This window comes from Pelomonas caseinilytica (assembly GCF_021353235.1).
Classification (GTDB): Bacteria; Pseudomonadota; Gammaproteobacteria; order Burkholderiales; family Burkholderiaceae_C; genus Pelomonas; species Pelomonas caseinilytica.
In genome coordinates this window covers 65,533-84,077 of record NZ_JAJTWT010000017.1, presented here as the reverse complement: position 1 = coordinate 84,077, position 18,545 = coordinate 65,533, and the positions used below count along the sequence as shown (strand labels likewise).

14 protein-coding genes are annotated in these 18,545 nt (G+C 70.3%); 2 read left to right on the top strand and 12 right to left on the bottom strand.

The window, feature by feature from the left end; genetic code table 11:
* Positions 1-197: 197 nt before the first annotated feature.
* From LXT12_RS24955 to LXT12_RS24935, 6 genes are all read right to left on the bottom strand, one after another.
* Positions 198-3,308: a TonB-dependent receptor gene (locus LXT12_RS24955; protein WP_233395015.1), complete on the bottom strand. Its 3,111-nt coding sequence runs from the start codon at positions 3,306-3,308 to the stop codon at positions 198-200.
* A 319-nt stretch (positions 3,309-3,627) separates the two neighbouring features.
* Positions 3,628-3,762: a hypothetical protein gene (locus LXT12_RS26835; protein WP_255763777.1), complete on the bottom strand. Its 135-nt coding sequence runs from the start codon at positions 3,760-3,762 to the stop codon at positions 3,628-3,630.
* Positions 3,750-4,604 carry an alpha/beta fold hydrolase gene (locus tag LXT12_RS24950; RefSeq protein WP_233395014.1) on the bottom strand — a complete coding sequence of 285 codons (855 nt, stop codon included), beginning with the start codon at positions 4,602-4,604 and terminating at the stop codon, positions 3,750-3,752. The genes LXT12_RS26835 and LXT12_RS24950 overlap by 13 nt, the downstream gene beginning before the upstream one ends.
* Complete coding sequence (locus LXT12_RS24945) at positions 4,604-5,389, bottom strand: 3-hydroxybutyrate dehydrogenase (protein ID WP_233395013.1); 786 nt, start codon at positions 5,387-5,389, stop codon at positions 4,604-4,606. Before LXT12_RS24945 ends, LXT12_RS24950 begins: the two co-directional genes overlap by 1 nt.
* 1 nt (position 5,390) lies before the next feature.
* Complete coding sequence (locus LXT12_RS24940) at positions 5,391-6,896, bottom strand: class I adenylate-forming enzyme family protein (RefSeq protein WP_233395012.1); 1,506 nt, start codon at positions 6,894-6,896, stop codon at positions 5,391-5,393.
* The gene (locus LXT12_RS24935; protein WP_233395011.1) at positions 6,893-8,059 is read right to left on the bottom strand and encodes an acetyl-CoA acetyltransferase; all 1,167 of its coding nucleotides are present in this window, start codon (positions 8,057-8,059) and stop codon (positions 6,893-6,895) included. The genes LXT12_RS24940 and LXT12_RS24935 overlap by 4 nt, the downstream gene beginning before the upstream one ends.
* 89 nt (positions 8,060-8,148) lie before the next feature.
* On the opposite strand from LXT12_RS24935, the gene LXT12_RS24930 reads away from it, so the two are divergent.
* The gene (locus tag LXT12_RS24930; RefSeq protein WP_233395010.1) at positions 8,149-8,718 is read left to right on the top strand and encodes a LuxR C-terminal-related transcriptional regulator; all 570 of its coding nucleotides are present in this window, start codon (positions 8,149-8,151) and stop codon (positions 8,716-8,718) included.
* Positions 8,719-8,722: 4 nt separating this feature from the next.
* Here LXT12_RS24930 and LXT12_RS24925 read toward each other — a convergent pair whose 3' ends face one another.
* Genes LXT12_RS24925 through LXT12_RS24905 form a run of 5 tightly spaced genes read right to left on the bottom strand, consistent with a single transcriptional unit; the run spans position 8,723 to position 16,505 of the window.
* Entirely contained in the window at positions 8,723-9,391 is a 669-nt protein-coding gene (locus LXT12_RS24925) for an alpha/beta hydrolase family protein (RefSeq protein WP_233395009.1), read from the bottom strand.
* Between the two features lie 49 nt (positions 9,392-9,440).
* Positions 9,441-10,151: a queuosine precursor transporter gene (locus LXT12_RS24920; protein ID WP_233395008.1), complete on the bottom strand. Its 711-nt coding sequence runs from the start codon at positions 10,149-10,151 to the stop codon at positions 9,441-9,443.
* Positions 10,152-10,159: 8 nt separating this feature from the next.
* A complete protein-coding gene (locus LXT12_RS24915) occupies positions 10,160-13,474 on the bottom strand; it encodes a PAS domain S-box protein (RefSeq protein ID WP_233395007.1) in 3,315 nt (1,104 codons plus the stop codon).
* 2 nt (positions 13,475-13,476) lie between these two features.
* A complete protein-coding gene (pyrF, locus tag LXT12_RS24910) occupies positions 13,477-14,280 on the bottom strand; it encodes an orotidine-5'-phosphate decarboxylase (RefSeq protein ID WP_233395006.1) in 804 nt (267 codons plus the stop codon).
* Positions 14,280-16,505, bottom strand: a complete 2,226-nt coding sequence (locus tag LXT12_RS24905; protein ID WP_233395005.1) for a putative bifunctional diguanylate cyclase/phosphodiesterase — start codon at positions 16,503-16,505, stop codon at positions 14,280-14,282. The genes pyrF and LXT12_RS24905 overlap by 1 nt, the downstream gene beginning before the upstream one ends.
* 92 nt (positions 16,506-16,597) lie before the next feature.
* Here LXT12_RS24905 and LXT12_RS24900 point away from each other — a divergent pair, with 92 nt between their 5' ends.
* A complete protein-coding gene (locus tag LXT12_RS24900) occupies positions 16,598-17,110 on the top strand; it encodes a GNAT family N-acetyltransferase (protein WP_233395004.1) in 513 nt (170 codons plus the stop codon).
* A 34-nt stretch (positions 17,111-17,144) separates the two neighbouring features.
* Here LXT12_RS24900 and purB read toward each other — a convergent pair whose 3' ends face one another.
* Positions 17,145-18,521 (bottom strand): adenylosuccinate lyase, encoded by a 1,377-nt coding sequence (gene purB / locus LXT12_RS24895; RefSeq protein WP_233395003.1) that lies wholly within the window; start codon positions 18,519-18,521, stop codon positions 17,145-17,147.
* Positions 18,522-18,545 lie beyond the last annotated feature (24 nt).

The window sequence follows — 18,545 nt, the reverse complement described above, 5'->3', positions numbered from 1 at the left end:
CCACGCTTCCTTCCCACGCTCGGTCGCCCTCACGCAGTTGCGCTTCGCTTCGCTCACTGTGACCAGCTCGCGGGAGGACTTGCACCTCCAGGATGTGCGCCCATGCTGGGCGCACACGAAAAACCCGCCGGGCTTGCGCCGGGCGGGTGGTGTCGTCCAACCGGTTCCGGGGCCGACGTCTCGGCCCCGTGACGAGATCAGAACTCGTACTGGGCGGTCAGCTTGACGGCACGGGGCGCGGTGTAGGCGATCGGCGAGTGGTAGGTCTCCAGCAGCGAGGTCGGGTCGCTGTCGTTCTCGTGCACTTCGTTGATCGCCTGGACGGTCTGCTTGTTCAGCAGGTTGAACACGTCGGCACGCAACGTCAGGCCCTTGAACCGGGCGGGCTTGTAGACGACGTTCATGTCCAGCGTGTAGTCCCAGGGCAGGCGGCCTTGCGAAGCGCGCGGCGTGGCGGCAACGACGGCATTGCCGCTGCCGTCGGTCTGCACGACACCGGCCGCGTTGGTGACGCTGCAGTAGAAGAACGCCGAGCCATAGCCGGGATCGCCGTCGGGGTTGGTGCCGCCATAGTTGCCGAAGCAGTTCTTGGGCCGGCCCGACTGAGCCGTGAGATTGGCACCGACCGTGATCTGCGGGTTCACCTGGTAGTAACCGAAGGCGTGGATCTGGTGCCGGCGGTCGTTGGGCAGGTAGCCGTAGGCGTTCTCCATCAGCTGCGGGAAGTCCCAGGTCTCGGTCGCCGACACGTCGGTCTGGCCGATGTCGGACTTGGTCTGGCCTTCCGTGTTGCCCTTGTTGCGCGACCAGGTGTAGGTGACCTTGCCGTACCACCCGTTGGAGAAGGGATGCTCCAGCGAGAAATCCAGCGCCAGGTAAGTGCGCTTGGGCTTTTGCGGGTAGCCGATGTCTGACGGCTTCAGCGTGACCGTGGTGTAGTTGGAGCGCGTGCCCGCGTAGTCCACCAGGAAGGTGTTGTCGCGTCCCGGGTTGATCAGGAAGCAGCCACCTTCGCCGGCGTAGTTGGTGCGGTCGATGCCATGCGCGTCGGCATAGTTGTCGAAGGCCGAGCCGCAGTAGTCGTCCAGCGTCGCGCCCAGCCTGCGGTAGGTCATCATGAAGCCGGCGACCAGGTTGGGCGTCAGGGCCTTGTCCAGGCCCAGGCGCACTTCGTCCTGGTAGCTGGGCTTGAGGTCGCGCGCGGCGTAGGTGTTGGCATCCTTGGGCTGGCCGGTCTCGCCGTCGGGCGAGTAAGGCGCCGGTGTCAACGCGGTCATGCCAGTCGGCTGGCCGTTCGCATCCACCCCGGTGTAGCGGAAGTACTGGTAGGTCAGCGTCGAGATGCCGGCGCCGCGCACGGCGAGGTGGGTCGGCGTCTGGATGCTGTAGCGGCCGATGCTGCCCTTGAGGGTCAGGCTGCCGTCACCGAAGGTGTCGAAGGTGCTGGCCAGGCGCGGGCTGATGAAGTTCTTGGACTTCAGGTAGGTTGCACCTTCGCCGTTGGCGCCCGAGAAGCCTTCGTTGCGCAGGCCCATCTGCACGAAGAGCTTCTTGGTGACCTGCCACTTGTCCTCGATGTATTCGGCGTCCTGATCTGAAGTGGCGTTCGTGACGTCGCTGAAGACGTGCTTGCGCACGTAGTAGCCCTGTGAGGCGAGCGAGCCGGCCACGCCGTCGGAGATGACGACGCCGCTGTAGGGCCCGAAGGTCAGGCCCGTGTTGGGCGTGCCCGTCTTGCGATAGCTCCAGGTGCCGCCGCCAGCCTCGACCTGGCCGGCGTTCAACGAGCTGAGCTTGACCTTGTCGATGCCGGCGCGCAGCGTGTGGTTGCCGACCGTCCATTCGACGTCGAAGCGCGCGGCCTTGGTCTTGTCCTTGGCGAAGCCGGTCGGGATGTCGAGGGCTGTGAGCGGATTGGGGCTGTTGTAGGTGATGCCCGGGGCCGCGCCGCTGCCGGAAATGAGGACGCCGGGCAATGTCAGGTCGACGCCCGGGGCGAAGTCGCCATAGCTCTGCTTGTGCGTCGACGTGGCCTGGCCGTAGAGCGCCGTGATGACCAGGTTGTCAGTCAGGTTGCCGGTGTAGCGGATCAGGCTCGCCTGACCACCGACCGCAGGCGAGATGTTGGGCTGGTTGACGTAGTGGCCCGAGTACTTCACGTCCGAGCCGTGCTGCAGCGTTGAATAGTCGAAGGAGTAGTACTTGGAGTCGGTGGTGTAGTTGTCGCCGAAGTTCATCACCGTGAGGCGATGGTCGTCGGTGATCTGCCAGTCCAGCTTGGCCAGCCAGCGGTTGTTGGTCGTGGTGTCCTTGAGCCAGCCGTTCAGCGGCAGCGTGGTCGAGGTGGAGGACTGGGACGAGTTGGTGCCCTCGTCCTTGTCCCTGGTCTGGTCAGCGGCGACGAACAGGAAGAGCTTGTCCGGCACGATGGGGCCGCCCACGTAGGCACCGTACTTGTATTCGCTCTTGGTGTTCTTCTCGTTGTAGAACTGCAGCGTGCCGTCGAAGGGCTTGCTGGTGTTCGGGTCGGTCACGCCGGTGGTGGCGAAGTAGTTGTTGTGGTACTTGGAGCGTAGCGCGCTGGGCTCGACCGATACGAAGGCGCCGCCTTCCCACTTGTTGCCGCCGCTCTTGGTGACGATGTTCATCACGCCGCCGGTGGAGCGGCCGAACTCGGCACCGAAGCCGCCGGTCAGCACGTTGGCCTGCGAGATCGCGCCGAAGGGCAGCTCGATGGAGCCCAACTGCGACAGCGCGTTGGTCACCGGGAAGCCATCGATGTAGTAGGAGTTCTCGGACGGAGCGCCGCCGCCGATGCTGGCACCGCCGGCGTAGCGCGGGTCGGCCTTCACGGTGTCGGGGGCCAGCAGAATGATGGAGGTCAGGTCCTGGGCGATGGGCAGAGCCGCGAGCTGGGTGGCCGTGAACGTGGAGACGCTGTTGGTGGCCTGGGTGTCGATCAGGCGGCGCGTGCCGACCACCTTCACGGTTTCGAGCTGGGTCGCCGAGCCGCCCTCGGCCAATGCGACCTCGGCGCCCTGGCCGATCAGCACCTCGACCACCTGCGTGGCCACCGTCTTGTCGCCCTTGACGAGGCTGACCCTGTAGTTGCCGGGCGGCAGTGCGGTGAGTTGATAGCGCCCATTGCCGTCCGGCGTCACGGTGCGCTTGGCGCCCGTGGACAGGTTCTCGACGACGACGACGCTGCCGGGAGCAGTCGCTGAGACTGTGCCGTACACAGTACCGGTGGCGTTGGACTGGGCGTATGCGCCCGGTGCGGCCACCGCCAGTCCCACCGCAATTGCCACGGCAGACAGGCGTAAGAAGCTCTTAGCAAGCATAGAAACTCCGAAAGTGGATGGATTTCGTTGCCGGCAGCCGGTGCCACCGCGTCCTGCCGCCGGGTTCGCGCGAGCAGTCTAGGAAGGGCGCCGGATCGCCTCGATTGCCGGGCGACAGCTCGCTGAAGGCTCGCGTCCGAAGCGCGCCACGGGGGCGCGGACGAAATGAGCTAATGCGTTGAATTTACTGACTTTTCCAGATGCAACACTGAGCTTCAGCGCAGCGTTTCTTTACACGAGCCTGTCGCCGCACGGCAACGTCGGAGAAGCCGGCCTTCGCGCCCGCTCAGCCCACCGGCCGCTCGTTCTCCTGCGCGGCGATCAGCGCCTCGCGCCACAGCCGCGCCGGGATGAAGTGGCGCAGTTGCTCCATCGCCTTGTCGATGAGCGCCGGATGTTGCCGCGCCCTCAGCCGGCCCACGCCTGCGCCAGGAATGCCCACAGCCCTTCCCGCACCTGCGGCTCATCCAGTGTCGGCGCATGGCCGCGGCCGGGCACTTCGAGGGTCTGCATCCCCGGCAGCCGCCCGGCCATCCGCTGCACCGCCGCCGCACTGAGCACGTCCGAGCGCTCCCCCCGCACCACCAGCACCGGCCGTCCTGCCAGCAGGCCGAACAGCGGCCACAGATTCGGCAGCTCGGCGCCGCCCACCAGGTTCTGCGCGATGGCGGGGTCGACGTCGGTCGTCATCAGGTCGCCGTCGATGACGCAGGTGGCCATGGCCAGGGCGCGCCAGTCGTCGGGGCCGTAGTCGGGGAACACGTCGGCGTTGATCCGGGCCAGCCTTGCGATCACCACCTCGGGCGCGGCGGGCGGCTGCGGCTGGCTGAGGTAGGCCTTGATGCGGTCGATGCCGCGCGGGTCCAGCTCGGGGCCCACGTCGTTGAGCACCACCGGGCCCACGAGGGCCGGGCGCAACGCCGCCAGCGTCATGGCCATGAGGCCGCCGAGCGAGGTGCCGATGAGGCCCACGCGCGGGATGCCCAGCAGGTCCAGCAGCGTGAGCATGTCGGCGCAGTAACGGTCGGGGCGGTAGCGCGAGGGGTCGGGGTCGCGCGCAGAGCGGCCACGGCCTCGCATGTCGGGGCAGAGCACGCGGCAGTGCTCGCTCAGCGCCTCGGCCAGCGCGGCGAAGTCCTTGCTGTTGCGCGTGAGGCCGGGCAGGCAGACCAGCACGGGCGCGTCGGCAGTAGGGCCGGGGTAGTCGCGGCAGTACAGCCGCAGGCCATCGTCGCTGGTGTAGTAGCGGTCGAAGTGCTTCATCACTGCGCCGTCCAGCCGCCGTCCACCGGCAGGGCCACGCCAGTGATGCCGGCGGCCGCCTCGCCGCACAGGAACACCGCCACGTCGCCGATGCGCTCGGGCGGCAGCAGCGTGAGGTTGGGCTGCTTCTCGCGCAGCAGGTCGCGGATGCCGGCCTGGCGGTCGCCGCCGTGGGCCGCGGCGCGGGCCTCGATCTGCGGCTGGATCAGCACGGTGTCGGTCCAGCCCGGGCAGATGCAGTTCACCGTAATGCCCTCGGCCGCCGTCTCCAGCGCCACGCCCTTGCTCATGCCCACGAGGCCATGCTTGGCCGCCAGGTAGGCGCTCTTGTTGACCGAGGCCACCAGCCCGTGCACCGAGGCGATGTTGACGATGCGCCCCCAGCCCCGGGCTCGCATGCCGGGCACCGCGGCGCGCAGGGTGTGGAAGGCGGCGCTGAGGTTGATGGCGATGATGGCGTCCCAGCGCTCGGGCGGGAACTCCGCGATGCCGCAGGTGTGCTGGATGCCGGCGTTGTTGACGAGGATGTCCGGCGCGGCGAGCGCTTCGGTGGCGGCGGCGACGAGGCCGGCCGCGGCCGACGCATCCGCCAGGTTGGCACCCACGTAGGCGCAGCGCCGGCCAGTCTCGCGCGCCAGGGCTGTGGCGATGGGCTCGCCCTGCGCCTGCGTCTCGATGCCGTGCAGCACCACGTCGGCGCCCGCTTCGGCCAGGCGGCGCGCGATGGCCGCGCCGATGCCCTGCGAGGCACCTGTCACCAGGGCCGTGCGTCCGTTCAAGCTCATGTCATGTCTCCTGTTGCAGTCGAGTTCTCAGCTCGGTCTTGAGCACCTTGCCGTAGTGGTTCTTGGGCAGGGTGCTGACGAATTCGTAGCGCTTGGGGCGCTTGAAGCGGGCGATGTGCGCGAGGCACAGCGCATCGAGCGCGTCGGCGTCCACGCCCGGCTCGGCCACGACGAAGGCGACGACCACCTCGCCCCACTCGCGGTCGGGCTGGCCCACCACGGCCACCTCGCGCACGCCGGGCTGGGCCAGCAGCACTTCCTCCACCTCGCGCGGGTAGATGTTGGAGCCGCCGCTGATGATGAGGTCCTTGCTGCGGTCCTTGAGGGTGAGATGGCCGTCGGCGCTCATCGCGCCCAGGTCGCCCGTCCACAGCCAGCCGCCGCGCAGCGCCCTGGCGCTCGCCTCGGGCTGACGCCAGTAGCCAGGCATGACGGTCTCGCCGTGCACCAGCACTTCGCCCACTTCGCCTGGCGGCAGCTCGCGGCCGTCGGCATCGGCCACGCGCACCTCGACCAGCAGCTGCGCCCGGCCGACGGAGGCCAGGCGCGCGGCGTCGGCCGTGGCGACCGCTTGCCGGTCCATCGCGGTGATGGTCATCGGCGACTCGCCCTGGCCGTAGATCTGCGCGAAGCACGGGCCCATGACGCGCAGCGCGCGCTGGATGTCTTCGACGTACATCGGCCCGCCGCCATAGACGATGGTCTTGAAGCCCGCGCCGCCGGTGCCGCGGCGCTCGGCCTCGTCGACGAGGCGGCGCACCATCGTCGGCGCGGCGAAGAGGCACAGGCGGCCCAGGCGCTGCGCCAGGTCGACAAGTTCGGCCGGCTCGAAGCCGCCTGACGCCGGCACCAGGTGGCGGGCACCGCGCGCCATGAAGGCGAAGTTGTAGAGCCCGGCGCCGTGCGACATGGGCGCGGCGTAGACGATGACGTCGTCCGAGCCGAGGCTGGCGTCGACGTCCGAGAAGTAGCAGGCCGTCATCGCCATCAGCATGCGGTGGGTCTCGATGACGCCCTTGGGCCGGCCCGTCGTGCCCGAGGTGTAGAAGAGCCAGGCCAGCGCGTCAGCCTCCACGTCCTGCAGCGGCAGCGCCGCCGCCTGCAGCGCCTGGGCGTGCTCGGGGCTGCCGGTCACGAGCAGCGGCAGCTCCGGCAGCGCGGCGGCCACCGCCTCGTGCTGGGCGGCGCCGACGCAGGCCAGGCGGGCGCCGCTGTCGGCCACGATGAAGGCCAGTTCCTGCGCATGCAGCTTCACGTTCACCGGCACCACGGCCAGGCCCGCCCACCAGCAGGCGTGCAGCAGCTCGAGATAAGCCGGCTCGTTGGCGAGGTAGAGCACCACGCGGTCACCGGGCGCGAGGCCCTGCACCTCGCGCAGCGACCGGGCCAGCCGCGCCACGCGATCGGCGAGCTGGCCGTAGGTCCACAGCAGCTGGCTGCCTTGCAGCAGCGCAGGCCGCTCGGGGTGGCGCCGCGCCGCGCGTGCCAGCAACGTGGCGAGGTTCATCGCGCCCGCTCCAGGACGCTGACGTAGCTGGCCACCGCCGAGCCGCCCATGTTGAACACGCCCGCGAGCGTCGGCGCGGGCAGCTGCATCTCGCCCGCCTCGCCGCAGAGCTGCATGGCCGACAGCACGTGCATGGACACGCCCGTGGCGCCGATGGGATGGCCCTTGGCCTTGAGTCCGCCACTCACGTTCACGGGCAGGCGGCCGTCGCGCATGACCACGCCTTCGTCCAGCAGCCGCGCGCCCTGGCCCGGCGCCGCCAGGCCCATGGCCTCGTAGCTCATCAGCTCGGCGATGGTGAAGCAGTCGTGCACCTCGGCGAAGCTCAGGTCGCCCACGGTGCAGCCGGCCGCCGCGAGTGCCTGCGCCCAGGCCCGTCGCGGGCCTTCGAAGCCGGCCGCGTCCCGGCACGACATCGGCAGGAAATCGTTGACCTGGGCACGGCTCTTCAGGCGCACGGCGCGGCGGAAGTCGGCCGCCAGCGACTCGTCGCACAGCACCAGCGCCGCAGCGCCGTCGGACACCAGCGAGCAGTCGGTCTTGCGCAGCGGCGCGGCGATCAGCGGGTTCTTCTCGGACACCGTGTTGCAGAACTCGAAGCCCAGGTCCTTGCGCATCTGCGCAAAGGGGTTGCGCACGCCGTTGGCGTGGTTCTTGGCGGCGATGCGTGCCAGCGTCGCGCCGTGGTCGCCATGGCGCTCGAAATAGGCCTGGGCCACGCGGGCGAAGATGCCGGGGAAGGTGAGCCCCTGCGCGGCCTCCTCGGGCACGTAGGAGGCGTTGCCGAGGATGCGCGTGACCTCGGTGCCGGACACGGCCGTCATCTTCTCGGCGCCCACCACCAGGGCAATGCGGGCGCGGCCGGCCTCGATCGCGTCGGCCGCCGCGTACAGCGCCGCAGCCCCCGAGGCGCAGGCGTTCTCCACACGGGTGGCGGGCTTCCAGCGCAGGCCGGCGTCGGCCTGCATCGGCAGCGAGGACGCGAAGATCTCCGGCACGAAGCCGCCGTTGAGCTGGCCCAGCCAGACGCCGTCGACGGCCGTGCCGTCCAGGCCTGCATCGGCCAATGCGCCGCGGGTGACCTGGCCGACGAGGCCTTCGAGATCGAGGGCGTCCAGGCGCCCGAACGGGCTGTGAGCCCAGCCGACAATGCACACACCCATGATGGCCCCGCGCTGCTGAAGATGGGCCGGCACTGTAGGAGCCGCCCGCCGCGCGCGAAACACGTAGGACTACGTCAGTGCCTGCCCCGATGACCGCACACGAACCGCTCCCCGATGACGCCTCCGTCGGCCTGGCCTTCGACCATGCGCCGGTGGGCCTGTGCTTGTCCCGCGAGCGCGTCATCGTGCGCTGCAACGAGGCTTTCGGCGAGATGTTCGGCTGGGCGCCCGAGGAGCTGGCCGGGCGCTCGATGCAGCACCTCTACCCCTCGGCCGAGGAGTTCGAGCACATCGGTGCCCAGGGCCTGGTCGCCATGCGCGAGACCGGCCGATACAGCGACGAGCGCATCATGCGCCACCGCAGCGGGCGCCTGTTCTGGGTGCACGTCGCCGGCCGCGCGCTGCGGCGCGACCTGCCGTTCGCGCAGGCGGTGTGGATGTTCGAGGACATCTCCGCACGCCGCGCGGTGACGGTGGACCTCACGGCCCGCGAGCGCGAGATCGTGCGCCAGCTCGCCGCGGGCGCCAGCACCAAGCACATCGCCCGCCTGCTCGGCATCAGCCCGCGGACGGTGGAAGGGCACCGGGCCCGCATCATCCGCAAGGTGGGCGCACGCAGCGCGGCCGAGATGCTGGCGCGGCTGGTGGGGCTGGCCTGAGCCGTCAACCCACCGGCCGCTCGTTCTCCTGCGCCGCGATCAGCGCCTCGCGCCACAGCCGCGCCGGGATGAAGTTGCGCAGCTGCTCCATGGCCTTGTCGATGAGGGCCGGATGCAGGCCGTGGTCGAGGTGGGGCAGCAGGTCGGCCGTCACGTCGGCACCGAGGTCGACCAGGGCCTGGGCCGCGTCGACGACGTGGCGGTAGGGGAAGCGCCGGTCTTCCAGCCCGTGCAGCAGGTGCACGCAGACGTCCTGCGGCGCCGCCTCGGGCCGCGCGAGGTAGCCGCCGGCGAAGGCCAGCACGCGGCCCACCAGCGCCGGCTCGGCCTGCACGGCCTCCAGGGCCAGCACGGCGCCATCGCCCACGCCCGCGAGGGCCACGCGCTGCCAGGGCAGGCTCAGCCGCGCCGCCTCCTGCCGCAGCCGGCCCACCAGCGGTGGCAGGGCCTCGTCGACGCCGTCGGGGCTGGGTTCGGCGCCCGGCCACCAGCGGCAGCGGCCCTGCGCGTCGCGCAGCGGCGGGTGGACGGTCAGGGTCGCGGCGCGGGGGTACTGGCCCAGCAATGCGGCGGCCAGCGGCGCCAGGGTGTCGGGGCCGTCGGGCGCGATGCCGCTGTCCGGCAGCAAGGCGAACAGCAGCTCGGGCACCTGGACGTTTGCGTTAGGGCTCATGCGCCGGATTGTGCGGCGTGGCACGCGGCCCGTGGCGGCGGCCGGCCGATCACACCTTGATCGTGAACGGATTGAAGTTGGTGCCGCGGTCGTAGTGGTCCACGCCCTCGGCACGCTTCAGGAAGGCCACGACCCAGGCCGTGGCGGGGTACATCACGGCCTCCCAGATCGTCTTGAACAGGTACTGCGTGACGATGACGGCGACGAGCTGCTCGTTCGGCCAGATGCCCGAGAAGGCGATCAGGAAGAAGAGACCCGTGTCGACGAGTTGGCCGACCACCGTGGAGCCGACGACGCGCGCCCACAGGAAGCGGCCCCGGGTCGCGATCTTCATCTTGGCCAGCACGAAGCTGTTGGCGAAGCTGCCGCAGGCGAAGGCGATCATCGAGCCGGCGACGATGCGCCAGGTGTTGCCGAACACGGCCTCCAGGTGGGGCTGGTAGGCGGCCATGAACTCGTTCTGCGCCGGCGGCAGCTGCACGACGACGAAGGCCATGAAGGCCGAGAACACCAGCGCCCCGAAGCCGGCCCAGACGACGCGCCGGTCGCGGCCGTAGCCATAGACCTCGGTCAGGATGTCGCCAAAGATGTAGCTGATGGGGAAGAAGAACAGGTCCGCCCCGAACGTCACCGTCCCGATGACCGGCAGCGTAAGCTGGGCGGCCTTGGCCGCGCCGATCAGGTTGGAGCACAGCAGCACGCAGACGAAGGCCGCCATGATGAGGTCGTAGTACTTGAAGGTCTTCGGCTCTGCGTTCATGGGCGCGCTCAGGCGTTGCGCCGGCCGCCGGTCAGCTTCATCAGCGTCTGGTGCAGGCGGGGCGGGTCGATGGGCTTGGTGAGGAAGTCGTTCATGCCGGCGGCGAAGGCGTCGTCACGCTCCGACACCAGGGCCGCCGCCGTCAGCGCGACGATGGGCAGTTCCTCGGCGGTGAAGTGCTTGCGCAGCTCGCGGGTCGCATCATGCCCGCCCATGACCGGCATCTGCACGTCCATCAGCACGATGTCGAAGGGCTTGCCGACGCTGGCGGCGGCCAGCACGGCCTCGATGGCCTGGCGGCCGTCGCTGGCCTGGGCGACCTCCATGCCCCACTGCTCCAGCTGGGCCACGGCGATGAGCATGTTGACCGGATGGTCCTCGGCGATGAGCACGCGCCGGCCCTGCAGCGCGTCGTGGCCGGCCCCGGCGGCGCGCGGCTCGCGCGGCTGGTGGGCCATGGGGGCTGGCGCGCCCGGCAGGGGCAGCTCGGCCCAGAAGGTCGAGCCCTCGCCGAAGACGCTGCGCACGCCGACCTCGCCGCCCATCAACGTGGCCAGCTCGCGGCAGATGGACAGCCCCAGGCCCGTACCGCCGAAGCGCCGCGTCGTCGACTCGTCGGCCTGGGTGAAGGGCTGGAAGAGGCGCTGCTGCTGCTCCGGCGCGATGCCCGGGCCGGTGTCGGTGACCTCCACGCGCACCCACTCGCCGGCGCTGCCGTGGGCGTTGCGGCCTAGGGCCTTGACGCTGACGGTGATGCCGCCCTTCTCGGTGAACTTCAGCGCATTGGTCAGGTAGTTGGACAGGATCTGGCGGGTGCGCAGCGGGTCGCCGAAGACCCAGCTCGGCAGCGCCGGGTCGATCTCGACGGCGAAGGACAGGCCGCGCGCCTGGGCCAGGGTCAGGTAGGCCAGTCGGATGGAGGCGAGCAGCTCGCGCAGCGAGAAGGGCTGGGTCTCGAGCGTGAGGCGGCCGGCCTCAATCTTGGAGAGGTCCAGGATGTCCGAGATGAGGCCGGACAGGCTCTCGGCGCTGTCCATCATCTGGTTGAGGTACTCGCGGCGCTGGGCTTCGGAGATGTCGGGCTGCTGGGCCAGGCGGCCGAGGCCGAGCAGGCCGTTGAGTGGCGTGCGGATCTCGTGGCTGGTGTTGGCGAGGAAGGCGCTCTTCGCGCGGCTGGCGGCCTGGGCCTCGTCCTTGGCGTGGGCGAGCTGGTCCTCGACGCGGCGGCGCTCGGTGATGTCCTCAATGATCCAGATGGTGCCGCCGCGGCTGGGGTGGGCCGGGTCCACGGCCTGGGCCAGCAGCCGGGCCAGGAAGGTGGTGCCGTCGCGGCGGCGCATGGTGCGCTCGGCCTCGACCTGCTCGCCCGCGGCCAGGCGCGGCCCGAGGTCGCGGCCGACGGCCTGCCAGTCCTCCACCGTCGGCCACACGACGCTGCCGTGCTGGCCGATCAGGGCGCCACGCTCCCAGCCGAACATGGCCTCCACGCGTGGGTTGGCCAGCACGAACTGCTGGTCGCGGGTCAGGGCGATGCCGATGGAGGCGTTCTCCAGGATGGCGCCGTGCACGAGGCGGGTGCGCTCGCTCTCCGACACGTCGCGGGCGTAGAGCACGAGGTAGTTCTGCCCGTCCATCTCGAAGGGCGCGACCGAGACCAGCATGGAGATGGCGCTGCCGTCCTTGCGGCGGAAGCTGACCGCCAGGTTGTTGGCGATGCCGTCGCGGCGGATGGCGTCGCGAACGGCGGCACGGTCGGCCGCGTTGTGCCAGATGCCGATCTCGTCGGCCGTGCGGCCGAGAATCTCGCCGCTGTTCCAGCCGCTCAACGTCTCGAAGGCCTTGTTGACCATGGCGTAGCGCCCGCTTTCGGCCTCGGTCAGCGTGATGACGTCGGGGCTGGTGGCGACGAGGTGGGACAGCAGGCCCTCGGAGCGGCGCAGCGCGTCCTGGGCGCGGCTCTGCTCGGTCTGGTCGGTGAAGAAGGTGAGCGTGGCCGGGCCGCTGGCGGTCTCGACGCGCACGCTGGTGGCCTGCACGAGGCGGCGGCGGCGCGACAGCGTGCGCAGCCGGTACTCGGCCATGGGCTGCATCGCGCCGGGGGCCAGGCCTTCCAGCCGGGCGGCCTGCTGGCGGGCCGTCTCGTCGTCGCCGGGCTCGTAGTGGCTGAACAGGTCCTGGCCGATCATGCTGGAGCGCTGCGCATAACCGAACATCGCCATGGCGGCCGGGTTGGCGTCGACGACGCGGCCCCAGCGGTGCAGCACCAGCGGCGACGGCGAGCGGCGGAACAGCTCGCGGTAGCGCGTCTCGGTGGCATGCACCGTCTGCTCGGCGGCGACCTCGTGCGTGACGTCGCGGCCCACGCCCCAGTAGCCGCGGAAGTTGCCCTGGGCGTCGAAACGGGGCTCGCCGCTGATGGAGACCCAGCGCGGGCTGCCGTCGGTGCCGGTGCGGCGCGCCACCATGCCGTGGAAGGGGCGGTGCGATTCCAGGTCGGCACGGTGGGCGTCGAGCTCGTCGTCCGACAGGCCCATGCCGTCGAGTTCCCACGGCGTCTTGCCGATGCGGCACTGCAGGTCCAGGCCCGAGCTGCCGGGTCGCTCCTCGGCGACGTGGGTGAAGCGGAACTCGCGGTCCATCTCCCAGTACCAGTCCACCGCCATGGCGAGCAGGCCGCGGAAGCGCACGGTGCGCTCGTCGGCCTCGGCGAGCGAGCGGTTCACCATCCTGAGCAGGCCCAGGCCGGCGATGAGGCCCGAGCCGAGCAGGGCGAACTGCGTGGCCAGGCGCAGGCCGATGCCTGACGAAGCCAACGGCCGAGCAGGCCAGCCGAGGAACTCCGCCGTCGCCAGCCCGCCCAGGGCCACGGCTCCCAGGCCGGTGAGCAGCAGGCCCGAAGGCAGGCCGAGCAGCCCGGTCGCGAAGGCGACCACCAGGCTCATCAGCGGCAGGCTGACCGACCACAGGCCGAGGTCGCGGGACACCGAGACGGCTACCGGCAGCAGCAGCACCAGGGTCATCATGCCCAGGGCGATCAGCGGATTCTGGCGCCGCCGCGGCGCGCGCCACAGCACCAGCAGGCGCAGCGTGGCCAGCAGCGAGATGACCAGTGCCAGCGAAGGCGGCACGAGGCCGTCCAGCCACTCGCCCGGCTGGCGGGTGAGCCACAGCAGGCCCGCCACCGGCAGGAAGACCGGCGCGCAGGCCAGCAGGAAGACCCGCGACGCCTGCCAGCGCATGCTGCTGCGCAGGAGTTCGCGCTGCTGCTCCGGCGGCGCGGCGTGGCCGACGAGGCTGCTGAGGTCTTCGCCGGCCAGGGCCATGCTCAGGTCAGCGACCGACGGGTCGCTTCCGCCACCGCGCGGGCGCGCTCGGCGAAGTCGGCGCCCTGGCTGGCGTAAAGGATGGCGCGCGAGGAATTGACCACCAGCGGCGCCGTCCGGCCCGCCGCCTGCACGACGGCCGCGGCGTCGCCACCCTGCGCACCCACGCCAGGCACGAGCAGGGGCAGGGTGGGCGCCAGCTCGCGCACGCGGGCGATCTCGCCCGGATAGGTGGCGCCCACGACCAGCCCGAGCTGGCCGTTGCGGTTCCATTGCGTCTCGGCCAGGCGAGCCAGGTGCTCGAACAGCCGCGGCTGGCCGGGCACGTCGGCCAGGCGCTGCATCTGCCAGTCGTCGCCACCCTTGTTGGAGGTACGGCACAGCAGGATGGCGCCCTTGCCTTCGTAGGCCAGGTAGGGCTCGACCGAGTCGAAGCCCATGAAGGGCGAGAGGGTCACCGCATCGGCCTGGTAACGCACGAAGGCCTCGCGGGCGTACTGCTCGGCGGTGGAGCCGATGTCGCCGCGCTTGGCATCCAGGATGACGGGTACGCCGGGGGCGACGTCATGGATGTGGGCGATGAGCCGCTCGAGCTGGTCCTCGGCACGGTGGGCGGCGAAGTAGGCGATCTGCGGCTTGAAGGCGCAGACGAGGTCGCGCGTGGCATCCACGATGGCGGCGCAGAAGTCGTAGATCTTCGAGGCATCGCCCACCCAGCCGCCCGGCAGCCTGGCGGGCTCGGGGTCGAGGCCGACGCACAGGCGGGACTGGGGGCACAGGGCTTGGAGCTGGGCAATGAAGTTCATCAGTAGGCGGAGATGGGGGCGGTGCGGGCGAGGACGAATTCGGCGAAGGCCTCCGCCGGCAGCGGGCGGCTGAAAAGATAACCCTGCACCGCCTGGCAGCCGTGGCGGCGCAGGAAGGCGAGCTGGCCTTCGGTCTCGACGCCCTCGGCCAGGGTCTGCAGGCCCAGGGCGGCGGCCATGCGGATGACGGCGTCGACGATGGCGCGGTCCTCGGCATCGTCGGTGAGGTCGCGCACGAAGGACTGGTCGATCTTGAGCTTGCCGACGCGGAACTTCTTCAGGTAGCTCAGCGACGAATAGCCGGTGCCGAAGTCGTCGATGGACAGGAGCACGCCACGGGCATGCAGCTCGTTCATGACGGTGATGGCCACGGCCGGGTCGTCCATGGCCGCGCCCTCGGTGAGCTCCAGCTCCAGCCTCTCGGCGGGTACGCCGATCTCGGACAGCACGCGCTCCACGAGCTGGGGCAGGTCGGCATGGCGGAACTGCACCGCCGACAGGTTGACGGCCATGGACAGGCCGGGCAGGCCGGCGTCGTCCCAGCGGCGCAGCTGCGACACCGCCTCGCGCAGCACCCATTCGCCGATGGGCAGGATGAGGCCCGAGGCCTCGGCCACGGGGATGAACTCGGCCGGCGACACCCAGCCTAGCTCGGGATGCTGCCAGCGCAGCAGGGCCTCGGCGCCGACGATGCGGGCCTCGCCATCGGGGTCCAGCGAGAACTGCGGCTGGTAGTGCAGGCTGAGCTGGCGCCGCTCCAGCGCGCGGCGCAGGGCGTTCTCCAGCATCAGGGCACGGGCGGACTGGGCCTGCATCTCGCTCGTGAAGAAGCGGTAGGCGTTGCGGCCGTCCTTCTTGGCCCGGTACATGGCGGCGTCCGCGCACTTGCACAGGGTGTCGAAGTCGTCGCCATCGGTGGGGAACATGGCGATACCCATCGACGGCGTGACCGTCAGCTCCTGGCGGTCGACCTGGAAGGGAGCGCTGGCCAGCGCCATCAGCTTGGTCGCCAGGTGGGCGGCGCCGGCGACGTCGGTCAGCGGCAGCACGAGGACGAACTCGTCGCCGCCCATGCGGGCGACCGTGTCCTGCTCGCGCACCGCGCCGCGCAGCCGCGCGGCCAGCTGGGTCAGCAGGGCATCGCCGACGCGGTGACCGAGGGTGTCGTTGACGTTCTTGAAGTGGTCCAGGTCGAGGAAGAGCACGGCCAGCGGCTCGTCGTTGCGGCGCGCGATGTCGATGGCCTGGCTGGCGCGGTCGGCCAGCAGGTGGCGGTTGGGCAGGCCGGTCAGCCCGTCGAAGAGGGCCAGGCGCTCGGCGCGCGCCTCGGCGGCCTGCTGCTCGGCGATCTTGAGCTCCAGGGCGGCGACGGTCCGGCTGAGTTCCTGGGTGCGCTGCTCGACGATCGCCATCAGCTGGGCCTTGGCCTCCACGAGCTCCTGCTCGGCGTGCTTGCGGGCCGTGATGTCCTGGGTGATCCAGATGGAGCCGCGCGACAGGTCGCTGCGGTCGATGGCCTTGCTGCGCACTTCGCACCACACCGGCGTGCCGTCCTTGCGGCCGAGCAGCATCTCGGCGTGGAAGGCGTCGCCACGCACCAGCGGCTCGTAGCAGAGATCGCCGGCCGCCTTCCAGTCCTCGTCGCTGAGGTACCAGGCCCGCGAGAGCTGACCGTCCAGTTCACCGGGCCCGTAGCCGAAGAGCTGCTCGAAGGCGCGGTTGCAGCGCGTCACCCGCCGCCCGCGCAGGAAGACGATGCCGACCATGGCGTGGTCGAAGATGAGCTGCTGCTCGGCGTGCAGGTCGGCCAGGGCCGCGTCGGCCAGCTTGCGCTCGTGGATGTCGTCGACGATCCAGATCGAGCCGCTGGCCGGCTCGTCCGCGTCGATGAGGCGGCCGGTCAGGTGGGCCCAGAACACCTCGCCGTTCTGGCGCCGCATGAGCTGCTCGCCCCGGAAGGTCTCGCCGGCGGCGAGCACCGGGTAGGCGCGGGCGCCCAGGCCGCAGGCGGCTTCTTCGGTCTCGTAGAGCTCGGTGCTGCTGCAGCCGACGGCCGCCTCGGGGCTGTCGAAGCCGTAGATCTCGGCATAGCGCTGGTTGCAGCGCACCAGGGTGCGCGCCTTGACGAAGACGATGCCCACGCCGGCATTGGCCAGGATGACGTCCAGCTCGCGCAGGGCCTGGCCGAGCGCGGGGTTGTCGCTGGAGTCGGGCGCGGGGCTCATGAGGCGTCAGGGGTGGATGGGCGGTCGGGCAGTGGCAGGCAGGTCTAGCGGGCGGCGCGGGATTTGAGCATGACCAGTTATTGTCTTGTCTCATGCACATCCTGGACACCGAACGCCTGTCGCTGCGTGAATTCACACCGCTGGACGCCCCCTTCCTGCTGCGCCTGGTCAACGAGCCCGGCTGGATACGCAACATCAACGACCCCGGCGTGCGCACCGCCGAAGAGGCGCTCTCCTGGGCCGAGGGCCGGCTCTTCAAGGCCTATCGAGAACTCGGTCACGGTTTCTGGGCCGTGCGGCGGCGCGAGGACGGCGCGCTGCTCGGCATGTGCGGCCTCTTCAAGCGCCCGGCCCTGCCCGAACCCGACCTGGGCTATGCCCTGCTGGCCGAGCACGAGGGGCGCGGCTATGCCCTGGAGGCGGCGCGCGCCTGCGTGGCCCATGCGCGCGACGGGCTCGGCTGGCCGGTGCTGATGGCCATCACGGCCGTGGACAACCCGCGCAGCACGGGGCTGCTGGCCAAGCTGGGTTTCGTGGAGCAGGGCCAGGAACAGCTCGAGGGCTACGACGAGCCCTCGCGGGTGTTCCGGCTGAAACTTCGGTAAGCAGCCTCTTGGGAAGCCTCTTGGGAAACGACGGCTAGATGCGCCTGGCCAGCTCGGCCGCCAGCCCCGTGTAGCCGCCCGGCGTGAGCTTGAGCAGCCGCGCCTTCTCGGCCTTGGGCAGGTCCAGGCCCTCGATGAAGGCCTGGAGCGACTCGCGCGTGATGGCCTTGCCGCGGGTCAGCTCCTTGAGCTGCTCGTAGGGGTTCTCCAGGCCGTAGCGGCGCATGACGGTCTGGATGGGTTCGGCCAGCACCTCCCAGGCGGCGTCGAGGTCGGCGGCCAGCGCGGCCTCGTTGACCTCCAGCTTGCCGAGGCCCTTGGCCAGGGAGTCATAACCCAGCAGTGCGTAGCCCAGGCCCACGCCCATGTTGCGCAGCACGGTGGAGTCCGTCAGGTCGCGCTGCCAGCGGCTCACCGGCAGCTTCTGGCTCAGGTGGGTGAGCACCGCGCTGGCCAGGCCGAAGTTGCCTTCCGCGTTCTCGAAGTCGATGGGGTTGACCTTGTGCGGCATGGTCGAGCTGCCGATCTCGCCGGCCTTGGTCCGCTGCTTGAAGTAACCCAGGCTGATGTAGCCCCAGACGTCGCGTGCCCAGTCGATGAGGATGGTGTTGGCGCGGGTGAAGGCATCGAACAGCTCGGCCATGTAGTCGTGCGGCTCGATCTGGATGGTGTAGGGGTTGAAGCTCAGCTTGAGCTGCTTCTCGATGACCTGCTTCGAGAACTTCTCCCAGTCGTGCCTGGGCCAGGCCGAGAGGTGGGCGTTGAAGTTGCCGACCGCGCCGTTCATCTTGGCCAGGGGCTTGACGGCGGCGATGCGCTCGCGCGCCGTCGACAGGCGCGCCACGACGTTGGCGATCTCCTTGCCCACGGTCGTGGGGCTGGCCGTCTGGCCGTGGGTGCGGCTGAGCATGGGCACGGCGGCGAACTGGTGGGCCATCTTGCGCAGCGTCTCGAGGATGCCGTCCAGGGCCGGGAGCATGACCTCGTCGCGGGCGGCCTTGAGCATCAGCGCGTGGCTGGTGTTGTTGATGTCCTCGCTGGTGCAGGCGAAGTGCACGAACTCGGACGCCGCCAGCAGCTCGGGCTGGCCCTCGAAGCTGCGCTTGATCCAGTACTCCACGGCCTTGACGTCGTGGTTGGTCGTGCGCTCGATGGCCTTGATCTCCTCGGCATCGGCCTCGCTGAACTTCTTCACCAGCCGGCGCAGCCGCGAGCGGGCGCTGCCCGACAGCGGCTTGAACTCCTTGAAGCCGGCGTCCGACAGGGCGATGAACCACTCCACCTCGACCTGCACGCGCCGGTGCATCAGCCCGTATTCGGACAGCAGCGGACGCAGGGCCGCCACCTTGGCGGCATAGCGGCCGTCCAGCGGCGACAGGGCGCTGATCGGGTTGAAGGCGGAGGTGGTCATGGCAGCCGGGCGGGTCGTGGAAAA

What these genes read in the sequence shown, in the direction of transcription:
- LXT12_RS24920 (WP_233395008.1), bottom strand. Translation starts at nt 10,151, where the DNA reads ATGAACGCAGAGCCGAAGACCTTCAAGTACTACGACCTCATCATGGCG.
- LXT12_RS24950 (WP_233395014.1), bottom strand. Translation starts at nt 4,604, where the DNA reads ATGAAGCACTTCGACCGCTACTACACCAGCGACGATGGCCTGCGGCTG.
- LXT12_RS24935 (WP_233395011.1), bottom strand. Translation starts at nt 8,059, where the DNA reads ATGGGTGTGTGCATTGTCGGCTGGGCTCACAGCCCGTTCGGGCGCCTG.
- LXT12_RS24930 (WP_233395010.1), top strand. Translation starts at nt 8,149, where the DNA reads ATGACCGCACACGAACCGCTCCCCGATGACGCCTCCGTCGGCCTGGCC.
- pyrF (WP_233395006.1), bottom strand. Translation starts at nt 14,280, where the DNA reads ATGAACTTCATTGCCCAGCTCCAAGCCCTGTGCCCCCAGTCCCGCCTG.
- LXT12_RS24905 (WP_233395005.1), bottom strand. Translation starts at nt 16,505, where the DNA reads ATGAGCCCCGCGCCCGACTCCAGCGACAACCCCGCGCTCGGCCAGGCC.
- LXT12_RS24925 (WP_233395009.1), bottom strand. Translation starts at nt 9,391, where the DNA reads ATGAGCCCTAACGCAAACGTCCAGGTGCCCGAGCTGCTGTTCGCCTTG.
- LXT12_RS24915 (WP_233395007.1), bottom strand. Translation starts at nt 13,474, where the DNA reads ATGGCCCTGGCCGGCGAAGACCTCAGCAGCCTCGTCGGCCACGCCGCG.
- LXT12_RS24940 (WP_233395012.1), bottom strand. Translation starts at nt 6,896, where the DNA reads ATGAACCTCGCCACGTTGCTGGCACGCGCGGCGCGGCGCCACCCCGAG.
- LXT12_RS24945 (WP_233395013.1), bottom strand. Translation starts at nt 5,389, where the DNA reads ATGAGCTTGAACGGACGCACGGCCCTGGTGACAGGTGCCTCGCAGGGC.
- purB (WP_233395003.1), bottom strand. Translation starts at nt 18,521, where the DNA reads ATGACCACCTCCGCCTTCAACCCGATCAGCGCCCTGTCGCCGCTGGAC.
- LXT12_RS24900 (WP_233395004.1), top strand. Translation starts at nt 16,598, where the DNA reads ATGCACATCCTGGACACCGAACGCCTGTCGCTGCGTGAATTCACACCG.